Consider the following 10,138-nt stretch of genomic DNA (forward strand, 5'->3'; position numbering starts at 1 on the left):
TCATTATCAAGAGGCACGATCATGAGTCGTTTGGCTGTTTTTTTATTGACTGCATTGCTGGGCGCCAACGCTATGGCCGCCGATGTTATCGACCCTAATCGCACCAAGGAATTTGGTGATATCACCGTGCGTTACAACACCTTTACCTCCAGCTTCCTGCAGCCCGAAACCGCTCAAGCGGTGGGCGTTGTACGCAGCAAGAACAAAGGGTTGATCAATGTGTCGGTGTTTAAAGGTGTGACGCCTGTGGTGGCGCAAGTGACCGGCACCATCAAGGACTTGAGCGGCAAGAGCGAAGTGCTGACGTTCAAGCAAATCACCGAGAAAGGCGTGACCAATTACCTGGCCCCTTACTCAGTGCCGCAACAGGAATTCAAGACCTTCACTATCAACGTTGAAACTGGCGGCAAGGCCCACGGTTTCAGTTTTGTCCAAGAACTTTTCCCGGCCGAATGATGAACCTCACCCAACTCGTACTGGCCAGCCATAATGCCGGCAAACTCAAAGAACTCCAGGCCATGCTCGGCGACTCCGTGCAACTGCGCTCGATCGGCGAGTTCAGCCAGGTCGAGCCGGAAGAAACCGGCCTGTCGTTTGTCGAAAACGCCATCCTCAAGGCCCGCAATGCCGCACGCATCTCCGGCCTGCCGGCGCTGGCGGATGACTCGGGCCTGGCCGTGGATTTCCTCGGCGGCGCGCCGGGCATCTATTCGGCGCGGTATGCCGACGGCAAGGGTGATGCGGCCAACAACGCCAAGTTGCTGGACGCCCTCAAGGGCGTGCCGGACGCCGAGCGCGGTGCACAGTTCGTCTGCGTGCTGGCGCTGGTTCGCCACGCTGATGACCCGTTGCCGATTCTGTGCGAAGGCCTGTGGCACGGGCGCATTCTGCATGCGGCCAGTGGCGAGCATGGCTTTGGCTATGACCCGCTGTTCTGGGTACCGGAGCGCAATGTCTCCAGCGCCGAGTTGAGCCCGGCCGACAAGAATCAGATCAGCCACCGCGCCCGCGCAATGGATTTGCTGCGCCAACGCCTGAGCCTGAAATGACCCAAAACACCTCTGCGCAGCCGCTGATCCACGGCGGCGCGCAAACACCGCGGGCGGCTCTGCCGGTGCTGCCGCCTCTGGCGCTGTACATCCACATTCCATGGTGTGTGCGCAAATGCCCGTATTGCGACTTCAACTCCCACACCGCGAGCAAAGTGCTGCCGGAAGAAGAGTATGTGGACGCACTGCTGGCCGACCTTGATCAAGACCTGCACGCGGTTTACGGCCGCGAACTGAGTTCGATCTTCTTCGGTGGCGGTACGCCGAGCCTGTTCAGCGCCGCCGCACTGGGCCGCCTGCTCAAGGGTGTGCAGGCCCGTATTGCGTTTGCAGGCGACATCGAAATCACCCTGGAAGCCAACCCCGGCACCTTCGAACAAGAAAAGTTCGTGGCGTACCGCAAGCTGGGGATCAATCGCCTGTCCATTGGCATCCAGAGCTTCCAGCAGCAAAAGCTTGAGGCGTTGGGCCGCATCCATAATGGCGATGAGGCTGTGCGCGCCGCTGGTATGGCCCGCCAGGCCGGGTTCGATAACTTCAACCTGGACCTGATGCACGGCTTGCCCGATCAGTCGCTGGACGATGCCCTGAGCGACTTGCGCCAAGCCATCGCGCTGAAGCCCACGCACTTGTCGTGGTATCAGCTGACGCTGGAACCCAACACCGTGTTCTGGAACCAGCCGCCCGCGCTGCCGGAAGACGACACGCTGTGGGACATTCAGGAAGCCGGCCAGGCGCTGCTGGCCGAACACGGTTACGCGCAATATGAAGTCTCGGCCTATGCCCAACCGGGCCGCCCGGCGCGACACAACCTGAACTACTGGAGCTTCGGCGACTTTATCGGCATCGGCGCCGGTGCCCACGGCAAGCTCAGCCACCCGGACGGGCGCATCATCCGCACCTGGAAGACCCGAGCACCCAAGGACTACCTCAACCCGGCCAAAAGCTTTCAGGCCGGGGCGAAAGAACTGACCAATGAAGAGCTGCCGTTCGAGTTCCTGATGAACGCTTTGCGCCTCACCGAAGGCGTTGAATCCAAGCTGTACGCCGAACGCACCGGCCTCGACCTGGCCAGCCTCGACGAAGGCCGCCGGGAGGCAGAACAAAGTGGCTTAATGCAGGTCGAACCGTCACGCCTGGCGGCCACCGACCGTGGGCAACTGTTTCTCAATGACCTGTTGCAGAAGTTTTTGAGCTGATCGCTCTAAGGAAATCACATGGATTTGGTACTCGACCTGCTCGCCACCGTGTCCCGCTGGAGCCGTAGCAACCTGTCGGAAATCTCCCTGGCCCTTGTCGGCTGCCTGCTGGTGTTGTTTGGCGCGGATATCAAAGGCTGGATCGAAGGCCGCCTAGGCAGCCTCGCCGGGGCCTTGCGCGTACCCTTGATGGCGCTGGTATGCATGATCGGCAGCGGCGCGGCCTTGCTGTATGCCACGCCGTGGATTGTTCGGGGGCTGAGCCAGTTTAATAACTACAGCCTGGCGCCGGTGCTGGTGGTGGTGCTGGTGTTGATTGGCGTAGTAGCCGACCGCCGCTGATTTAAAGCGCGCTGCAAAACAACTGTGGGAGCTGGCTTGCCTGCGATGCTGGCACCTCGGTGTATCTGTGATACTGAGGTGATGCTATCGCAGGCAAGCCAGCTCCCACAGTTGATTGCATTCCAAGCCGGCTATTAGCTTGTCAGTCGACCTTCTCGAACTTCAAATCCCAAACCCCATGCCCCAGACGCTCGCCACGGCGTTCGAACTTGGTGATCGGGCGCTCGGCCGGGCGTGGCACGCATTTGCCGTCTTCGGCCAGGTTGCGGTAGCCAGGCGCTACGTCCATCACTTCCAGCATGTATTCCGCGTAAGGCTCCCAGTCGGTGGCCATGTGCAGGATGCCGCCCACCTTGAGCTTGCTGCGCACCAGCTCCGCGAAGGAAGCCTGAACGATACGGCGTTTGTGGTGACGGGATTTGTGCCAAGGGTCCGGGAAGAACAGCATCAGGCGATCGAGGCTGTTGTCAGCGATGCAGCGGTTGAGCACTTCGATCGCATCGCAGTCGTAGACGCGCAGGTTGGTCAGGCCTTGGGTCAGCACGCCGTTAAGCAGCGCGCCGACACCTGGGCGGTGCACTTCCACACCGATGAAGTCCTGGTCCGGCGCGGCCGCGGCCATTTCCAGCAGGGAGTGACCCATGCCGAAACCGATTTCCAGGGAACGCGGCGCCGAGCGGCCGAACACCTGGTCGTAGTCCACCGGCGCGTCGGCCAATGGCAACACGAACAGCGGCGTACCTTGCTCCAGGCCCTTTTGCTGGCCTTCGGTCATGCGGCCGGCGCGCATCACAAAACTCTTGATGCGGCGGTGCTTGGACTCGTCGCCTTCTTCCACGGGGTTCGGCGTTTCGTTTGATTCAGTCATCAATGGCTCTTACTTGATCAGACCATCCAGCGGCGAGGAGGCGCTGGCGTACAGTTTTTTCGGCATGCGACCGGCGAGGTACGCCAGGCGGCCCGCGACGATTGCGTGTTGCATGGCTTGGGCCATCATGACCGGCTGCTGGGCATGGGCGATGGCCGAGTTCATCAGCACCGCGTCGCAACCCAGCTCCATGGCGATGGTGGCGTCGGAGGCAGTGCCCACGCCCGCATCCACCAGTACCGGAATCCTGGCTTCTTCGAGGATGATTTGCAGGTTGTACGGGTTGCAGATCCCCAGGCCGGAACCGATCAGGCCGGCCAGCGGCATCACGGCGATGCAGCCGATTTCGGCCAATTGGCGCGCGATGATCGGGTCATCACTGGTGTAGACCATCACGTCGAAGCCTTCCTTGACCAGGGTTTCGGCGGCCTTGAGGGTTTCGATCACGTTGGGAAACAGGGTTTTCTGGTCGGCCAGCACTTCCAGTTTTACCAGGTTGTGGCCGTCGAGCAGCTCACGGGCCAGGCGGCAGGTGCGCACGGCTTCGATGGCGTCGTAGCAACCGGCAGTGTTCGGCAGGAAGGTGTAGCGATCCGGCGACAATACTTCGAGCAGGTTCGGCTCGCCCTCGATCTGGCCGAGATTGGTGCGGCGCACGGCAAACGTCACGATCTCGGCACCCGAGGCTTCGATGGCCAGGCGCGTTTCTTCCATGTCGCGGTACTTGCCGGTGCCGACCAGCAGGCGGGACTGGTAGGTACGACCGGCCAGGACGAAAGGCTTGTCGCTACGAACGATGCTCATGGGAAATCCTCGAGTTGGGGTGAGGTTCTGCAGAATGCGGGTTGGCGCCCTTGAGCGCCGGGCGGCTAGCCGCCGCCGATGGCGTGGACCACTTCGACCTGATCACCTTCGGTGAGCGCGGTTTCGGCATGCAGGCTACGCGGGACGATATCCAGATTGAGCTCTACTGCGACACGGCGTCCGGTGAGGTCCAGACGGGTCAGCAGGGCCGCAACGGTTTCACCGTCGGGCAGTTCAAAGGGTTCGCCGTTCAACTGAATGCGCATGCCACGGGCCGCCATCGTTTTTAGGGGCCAGCATTCTAGCCCGATCAGCGCGGCTGACCCAAGCCCCTTGGTCAGGCGACCTGTAGACGCCACGCAGTCAAACCGAGGAAGAACCAGCCGAGCAGGAAGGCCAGCCCCCCAAACGGCGTGATGATGCCCAGCTTGCTGATGCCCGTGAGAGTCAGCGCATACAGACTGCCCGAGAACAGCAGGATGCCGACGGTAAAGGAGATGCCCGCCCAACTGACCAGTCGGCCAGGAATATGCGCGGCCAGCAGCGCCACGCCGAACAGCGCCAGGGCGTGCACCAACTGGTAGGTGACGCCCGTATGGAAGATCGCCAGGTACTCGGCGCTCAAGCGGTTTTTCAGGCCGTGGGCGGCAAAGGCGCCCAGGGCGACGCCGGTAAAGCCGAAAAAGGCAGCCAGCATCAGAAAGCTACGCAGCATGAGGAACTCCAGTCAGACTCGAGGGGCAGGGTCTGTATAATGGCCCGCTCAACGGGTTCGGCCAAGCCATCTCTATGCTGCGTCTCCTCTTCAAGCGCTTTCTTAATGTCATTAAATGGTTTGCCATCGGCAGTGTGCTGCTGGTGCTGCTGTTTCGTGTGGTGCCGCCGCCGTTCACTGCGTTGATGGTGGAACGCAAGATCGAATCCTGGGTCGACGGCGAACCGATCGATGTGCAGCGCACCTGGGTGCCGTGGGATGAGATATCTGACGAGCTGAAAGTGGCGGTAATGGCCGGTGAAGACCAGCGTTTCCCGCAGCACTGGGGTTTTGACTTTGGCGCGATCCAGGCGGCGCTGGCGCATAACGAGCGCGGCGGTTCGATTCGCGGCGCCAGTACCTTGAGCCAGCAAGTGTCGAAGAACCTGTTTTTGTGGACCGGCCGCAGTTATCTGCGCAAAGGCCTGGAAGCCTGGTTTACCGCACTGACCGAGGTGCTGTGGCCCAAGCAGCGGATTCTTGAGGTGTACCTCAATAGCGTGGAGTGGGATGAAGGCGTGTTTGGCGCAGAGGCAGCCGCGCGGCATCACTTTGGCGTGAGTGCCAAGGCGTTGTCCCGCCAGCAGGCCAGCTATCTGGCGGCGGTTTTGCCTAATCCACGGGTGTGGAGTGCCAGCCATCCGACGGCGTATGTGGCACGACGGGCAGCGTGGATTCGGCAGCAGATGAGCCAGCTGGGCGGGGATGGTTACTTGGCGGAGTTGAACAACTCCCGCAAAGCCCCGTGGGCTGACTGACACAACACACAAACAAATGTGGGAGCGGGCTTGCTCGCGAATGCGGTGGTTCAGTCAATATCTACAGTGACTGACACTCCGCTTTCGCGAGCAAGCCCGCTCCCACATTCGATCGTGCTGTTTTCGATACCCGCGTTTTAAGCGGCGATCGACAACTTCAGCTTGTTCATCGCGCTTTTCTCAAGCTGACGAATCCGCTCGGCCGACACGTTGTACTTCTGTGCCAGGTCGTGCAGCGTGGCTTTGTCTTCAGCCAACCAGCGCTGATAGAGGATGTCACGGCTGCGGTCGTCCAGCACTTCCAGCGCTTCGTGCAGGTTCTGGTTGGAGTTGTCGCTCCAGTCGGCGTCTTCCAGTTGACGCGCCGGGTCGTACCGGTGGTCTTCCAGGTAGTTGGCCGGCGATTGGAAGGCGCTGTCGTCGTCCGCTTCAGCGGCCGGGTCGAAGGCCATGTCATGGCCGGTCAGGCGACTTTCCATCTCGCGCACTTCACGCGGTTCCACGCCGAGGCTTTCGGCCACACGGTGGACTTCCTCGTTGTTCAGCCACGCCAAGCGTTTTTTCTGGCTGCGCAGGTTAAAGAACAGCTTGCGCTGAGCCTTGGTGGTCGCGACTTTCACGATGCGCCAGTTGCGCAGGATGAACTCGTGGATTTCCGCCTTGATCCAGTGCACGGCAAACGACACCAAACGCACGCCCATCTCAGGGTTGAAGCGCTTTACAGCCTTCATCAGGCCGACGTTGCCTTCCTGAATCAGGTCAGCCTGGGCCAGGCCGTAGCCGCTATAGCTACGGGCGATATGTACGACAAAACGCAGGTGGGCGAGCACCATCTGCCGAGCCGCCCCCAAATCCTGCTCATAGTAGAGACTCTCGGCCAGTTCACGCTCCTGCTCGGGCGTCAGCAATGGAATGCTGTTGACCGTGTGCACATAGGCCTCCAGGTTCGCACCTGGGACCAGAGCATAAGCAGGTTGCAAAGAAGTGGTCATACGAAAAAACCTCCGACTCACATAACTCGTGCAGTTCAGCACTGCGAAAATTGACCGGGAACCGTAGGACAAGTTCCCTAAACCACCAATACGGTCAATACAAACGAAACCACATTAATCTGACATTAACTACTTCGGTGCCAGCTCACGTAAATGACGAGCGACCGCAATCCAGGCACCGATATACCCCAACAAGACGGCGCCAAGCAAGAGACTCAGACCGTCGGCGACCGGCACACCGGCCAGGGCAAAATCGCTGCCGTACAAGCCGGCCAGCCCGACTACCGCGTCGTTCAGCCAGTTCAAGCCAAAAGCCAGCACGCCCCAGGACAAAATCCCGGCACCGAAGCCATAAAGCGCGCCCATGTACAGAAAAGGCCTACGCACATAGCTGTCTGTGCCGCCGACCAGTTTAATCACTTCTATCTCGGTGCGGCGGTTTTCAATATGAAGACGAATGGTATTACCTATCACCAAAAGTAATGCAGACACCAACAATACCGTCAGACCGAACACGAAGCGGTCGCCCAGCTTGAGAATCGCCGCCAGGCGCTCCACCCAGACTAGATCAAGTTGTGCCTGTTGCACCTTGGGCATCTCTGCGAGTTTTTGTCGCAGGGCCTCAAGCGCCGGCTTGTCGACTTCGTTCGGCGTCACCAGCACCACGCCCGGCAGCGGGTTCTGCGGCAACTCTTTAAGCGCCTCACCCAGGCCCGATTGCTGCTGGAACTCTTCAAGGGCCTGATCGCGGCTGATGTATTCGGCCTCCGCCACGCCCGGCAGGTTTTTGATGTCGTCGCGCAGGTTCTCGCCGTCTTTGGCGCTGGTGTCGAGGTCCAGGTACAGGGAAATCTGCGCCGCGCGCTGCCAGGAACCGCCCAGGCGCTCCACATTATTAAGCAGCAGCGACAAACCCATCGGCAGGCTCAGTGCCACGGCCATTACCAGGCAGGTGAAAAAGCTGCCGATCGGCTGTTTGCCCAGGCGGCGCAGGCTGTCGACCAAGCTGGCGCGATGACTTTCGATCCAGGCGCGCAGCAGCGTGGCGAAATCCGGACCATCATCGTCGTCGCGTTTTTTCTTCGGCGGTTGCGGGTCGGCGGCTTTTGGCGCCACACGCTCGGAAACCTTGGGGCTGCGAGTCGCACTCATACGCCAGCCTCCCCGTCGCCGATCAGGCGGCCGCGTTGCAAGGTCAGCATGCGGTGGCGCATGCGGGCGATCAGTGCCAGGTCATGACTGGCGATCAGCACGCTGGTGCCCAGGCGGTTGATGTCTTCGAACACGCCCATGATCTCAGCCGCCAGACGCGGGTCAAGGTTACCGGTAGGCTCATCCGCCAGCAGCAAGGCCGGGCGGTGGACGATGGCGCGGGCGATGCCGACACGCTGTTGCTGGCCGGTGGACAGGTCGCCCGGATACAGGTCGGTCTTGTCCGACAGCGCCACGCGCTCCAGAGCCGAATCCACGCGCTTGACGATTTCAGCCTTGGACAGGCCGAGAATCTGCAACGGCAAGGCAATGTTGTTGAACACCGTGCGATCGAACAGCAACTGATGGTTCTGGAACACTACGCCGATCTGGCGGCGCAGGAACGGGATCTGCGCATTGCTGATGGTCGCCAGATCCTGGCCGGCCAGCAGCAGCTTGCCGGTGGTCGGGCGCTCCATCGCCAGCAACAGGCGCAGCAGCGTACTTTTACCGGCACCCGAGTGGCCGGTTACAAACAGAAACTCGCCACGCCGTACTCGAAAGCTCAGCTCATGCAAGCCCACATGCCCGTTGGCGTAGCGTTTACCGACCTGTTCGAATCGAATCATGAACGCTCCCGCTCGGCGAAAAGTGCCTGTACAAAGGGTTCGGCTTCAAAGGTGCGCAGGTCGTCGATACCTTCACCGACACCGATATAACGAATCGGCAACCCGAACTGTTTGGCCAGGGCGAAGATCACGCCGCCTTTGGCCGTGCCGTCGAGCTTAGTCAATGCCAGGCCGGTCAGTTGCACCGTCTGGTTGAATTGTTTGGCCTGGCTGATAGCGTTCTGACCGGTACCGGCGTCGAGCACCAGCAGCACTTCGTGCGGGGCGTCAGCGTCGAGCTTGCCGATCACGCGGCGCACTTTCTTCAGCTCTTCCATCAAGTTGTCTTTGGTGTGCAGACGACCGGCGGTATCAGCGATCAACACGTCGATGTTACGGGCCTTGGCAGCTTGCACGGCATCGAAGATCACCGAGGCGGAATCGGCGCCCGTGTGCTGGGCGATGACCGGGATCTTGTTGCGCTCACCCCAGACCTGCAGCTGCTCCACGGCAGCGGCACGGAAAGTGTCACCAGCGGCGAGCATGACTTTTTTGCCTTCGGACTGCAGCTTCTTGGCCAGTTTGCCGATGGTGGTGGTTTTGCCGGCGCCGTTGACGCCGACCACCAGAATCACGAACGGCTTGTTCGGCGTGATCACCAGCGGGGCTTCTACAGGTTTAAGCATCGCGGCCAGTTCGGCCTGCAGGGACTTGTAGAGTGCATCGGCGTCGGTCAGCTGCTTGCGCGCAACCTTCTGGGTCAGGCTCTGGATGATCACGGCAGTGGCTTCAACGCCCACGTCGGCGGTGAGCAGACGGGTTTCGATGTCTTCCAGCAGCTCGTCATCGATGACCTTCTTGCCCAGGAACAGGCTGGCCATGCCTTCGCCGATGCTGGCACTGGTTTTGCTCAGGCCTTGCTTGAGGCGGGCGAAGAACCCGGTTTTGCTGGTTTCAACGGCAGCCACAACAGGCTCCGGGGCAACCGGCGGCTCGATAATGGCGGGAGCGGCAACCACAACAGGTGCAGGCGCAGGCGCAGGCTCAACAGTGACGGGCGCAGGCGCTTCAACGACCACTGCAACCGGCTCAACAACCGCTGGAATCGGCGGCGTGACGTGCTCGGCCTGTACATCTTCAACCAGTGCCACAGGCTCTTCAGCCACCGGCAGTTCCAGCCACGGCGTGTGCTCGGGCGCAGGCTCCGGCTCAACCACCGGTTGCAACACCGGCTCGGCCATCGGCAGCACCACCGGCGCGGGCGGCTCAGCGTCTATGACCGGTTCTGGAATCGGCTCAGGCTGAACCTGTGGCTGTTCGACGACGGTTTCCTGCGGCTTTTTGCGCAGCCATCCGAACAGGCCTTTTTTCTCGCCAGCCGCAGCTGGGCTCTTCTTGTCGTCGTTGGAACCAAACATGGAGGACGGCTATCTCAAAGTAGCGATGCGCCAGGGCGCCTCGGTAAATAAATTCGATGCAGAACAGACTGCGTTAACGCTCGCTTGTTCATGCGCAACATTTTGTAAGGCGTAAATAAAGGCCTCAACAAATCGTTTCAATAAAGGACTGAAGC

General features: G+C 60.6%; 13 protein-coding genes. 5 read left to right on the forward strand and 8 right to left on the reverse strand.

The annotated features are described in order from the left end of the window. Positions 1-21: 21 nt before the first annotated feature. Genes BFP92_RS04730 through BFP92_RS04745 form a run of 4 tightly spaced genes read left to right on the forward strand, consistent with a single transcriptional unit; the run spans position 22 to position 2,590 of the window. On the forward strand, positions 22-456 hold the full coding sequence (locus tag BFP92_RS04730) for a DUF4426 domain-containing protein (protein WP_056857692.1): 435 nt from the start codon (positions 22-24) through the stop codon (positions 454-456). After that, complete coding sequence (rdgB, locus tag BFP92_RS04735; RefSeq protein WP_043206037.1) at positions 453-1,049, forward strand: RdgB/HAM1 family non-canonical purine NTP pyrophosphatase; 597 nt, start codon at positions 453-455, stop codon at positions 1,047-1,049. Before BFP92_RS04730 ends, rdgB begins: the two co-directional genes overlap by 4 nt. Continuing rightward, entirely contained in the window at positions 1,046-2,248 is a 1,203-nt protein-coding gene (gene hemW, locus BFP92_RS04740; RefSeq protein WP_065912219.1) for a radical SAM family heme chaperone HemW, read from the forward strand. The genes rdgB and hemW overlap by 4 nt, the downstream gene beginning before the upstream one ends. A gap of 18 nt (positions 2,249-2,266) precedes the next feature. Next, a complete protein-coding gene (locus tag BFP92_RS04745; protein WP_056857690.1) occupies positions 2,267-2,590 on the forward strand; it encodes a DUF3392 domain-containing protein in 324 nt (107 codons plus the stop codon). A 142-nt stretch (positions 2,591-2,732) separates the two neighbouring features. Here BFP92_RS04745 and trmB read toward each other — a convergent pair whose 3' ends face one another. The 4 genes from trmB to BFP92_RS04765 form a co-directional block, all read right to left on the reverse strand. After that, positions 2,733-3,458, reverse strand: coding sequence for a tRNA (guanosine(46)-N7)-methyltransferase TrmB (gene trmB, locus BFP92_RS04750; protein ID WP_056857689.1), 726 nt, complete (start codon positions 3,456-3,458; stop codon positions 2,733-2,735). A 9-nt stretch (positions 3,459-3,467) separates the two neighbouring features. Next, on the reverse strand, positions 3,468-4,262 hold the full coding sequence (locus BFP92_RS04755) for a thiazole synthase (RefSeq protein ID WP_017139461.1): 795 nt from the start codon (positions 4,260-4,262) through the stop codon (positions 3,468-3,470). A gap of 65 nt (positions 4,263-4,327) precedes the next feature. Continuing rightward, on the reverse strand, positions 4,328-4,528 hold the full coding sequence (thiS, locus tag BFP92_RS04760) for a sulfur carrier protein ThiS (RefSeq protein WP_065912283.1): 201 nt from the start codon (positions 4,526-4,528) through the stop codon (positions 4,328-4,330). Between the two features lie 71 nt (positions 4,529-4,599). After that, positions 4,600-4,977 carry a DUF423 domain-containing protein gene (locus tag BFP92_RS04765; protein ID WP_056857688.1) on the reverse strand — a complete coding sequence of 126 codons (378 nt, stop codon included), beginning with the start codon at positions 4,975-4,977 and terminating at the stop codon, positions 4,600-4,602. Positions 4,978-5,051: 74 nt separating this feature from the next. On the opposite strand from BFP92_RS04765, the gene mtgA reads away from it, so the two are divergent. Then, on the forward strand, positions 5,052-5,774 hold the full coding sequence (gene mtgA, locus BFP92_RS04770) for a monofunctional biosynthetic peptidoglycan transglycosylase (protein WP_065912221.1): 723 nt from the start codon (positions 5,052-5,054) through the stop codon (positions 5,772-5,774). Positions 5,775-5,911: 137 nt separating this feature from the next. On the opposite strand, the gene rpoH is transcribed toward mtgA, so the two are convergent. The 4 genes from rpoH to ftsY all read right to left on the reverse strand — a co-directional run bounded on the left by rpoH (position 5,912) and on the right by ftsY (position 9,983). Then, positions 5,912-6,766: an RNA polymerase sigma factor RpoH gene (gene rpoH, locus BFP92_RS04775; protein ID WP_065912223.1), complete on the reverse strand. Its 855-nt coding sequence runs from the start codon at positions 6,764-6,766 to the stop codon at positions 5,912-5,914. A 129-nt stretch (positions 6,767-6,895) separates the two neighbouring features. Continuing rightward, entirely contained in the window at positions 6,896-7,918 is a 1,023-nt protein-coding gene (gene ftsX, locus BFP92_RS04780; RefSeq protein ID WP_065912225.1) for a permease-like cell division protein FtsX, read from the reverse strand. Then, entirely contained in the window at positions 7,915-8,586 is a 672-nt protein-coding gene (gene ftsE, locus BFP92_RS04785) for a cell division ATP-binding protein FtsE (RefSeq protein WP_003213784.1), read from the reverse strand. Before ftsE ends, ftsX begins: the two co-directional genes overlap by 4 nt. Continuing rightward, positions 8,583-9,983: a signal recognition particle-docking protein FtsY gene (gene ftsY, locus BFP92_RS04790; protein WP_065912226.1), complete on the reverse strand. Its 1,401-nt coding sequence runs from the start codon at positions 9,981-9,983 to the stop codon at positions 8,583-8,585. Before ftsY ends, ftsE begins: the two co-directional genes overlap by 4 nt. Positions 9,984-10,138: the final 155 nt, after the last annotated feature.

It is taken from the genome of Pseudomonas sp. 58 R 3 (assembly GCF_900006605.1).
Lineage (GTDB): Bacteria > Pseudomonadota > Gammaproteobacteria > Pseudomonadales > Pseudomonadaceae > Aquipseudomonas > Aquipseudomonas salomonii.

What these genes read in the sequence shown, in the direction of transcription:
- BFP92_RS04730 (WP_056857692.1), top strand. Translation starts at nt 22, where the DNA reads ATGAGTCGTTTGGCTGTTTTTTTATTGACTGCATTGCTGGGCGCCAAC.
- rdgB (WP_043206037.1), top strand. Translation starts at nt 453, where the DNA reads ATGATGAACCTCACCCAACTCGTACTGGCCAGCCATAATGCCGGCAAA.
- hemW (WP_065912219.1), top strand. Translation starts at nt 1,046, where the DNA reads ATGACCCAAAACACCTCTGCGCAGCCGCTGATCCACGGCGGCGCGCAA.
- BFP92_RS04745 (WP_056857690.1), top strand. Translation starts at nt 2,267, where the DNA reads ATGGATTTGGTACTCGACCTGCTCGCCACCGTGTCCCGCTGGAGCCGT.
- trmB (WP_056857689.1), bottom strand. Translation starts at nt 3,458, where the DNA reads ATGACTGAATCAAACGAAACGCCGAACCCCGTGGAAGAAGGCGACGAG.
- BFP92_RS04755 (WP_017139461.1), bottom strand. Translation starts at nt 4,262, where the DNA reads ATGAGCATCGTTCGTAGCGACAAGCCTTTCGTCCTGGCCGGTCGTACC.
- thiS (WP_065912283.1), bottom strand. Translation starts at nt 4,528, where the DNA reads ATGCGCATTCAGTTGAACGGCGAACCCTTTGAACTGCCCGACGGTGAA.
- BFP92_RS04765 (WP_056857688.1), bottom strand. Translation starts at nt 4,977, where the DNA reads ATGCTGCGTAGCTTTCTGATGCTGGCTGCCTTTTTCGGCTTTACCGGC.
- mtgA (WP_065912221.1), top strand. Translation starts at nt 5,052, where the DNA reads ATGCTGCGTCTCCTCTTCAAGCGCTTTCTTAATGTCATTAAATGGTTT.
- rpoH (WP_065912223.1), bottom strand. Translation starts at nt 6,766, where the DNA reads ATGACCACTTCTTTGCAACCTGCTTATGCTCTGGTCCCAGGTGCGAAC.
- ftsX (WP_065912225.1), bottom strand. Translation starts at nt 7,918, where the DNA reads ATGAGTGCGACTCGCAGCCCCAAGGTTTCCGAGCGTGTGGCGCCAAAA.
- ftsE (WP_003213784.1), bottom strand. Translation starts at nt 8,586, where the DNA reads ATGATTCGATTCGAACAGGTCGGTAAACGCTACGCCAACGGGCATGTG.
- ftsY (WP_065912226.1), bottom strand. Translation starts at nt 9,983, where the DNA reads ATGTTTGGTTCCAACGACGACAAGAAGAGCCCAGCTGCGGCTGGCGAG.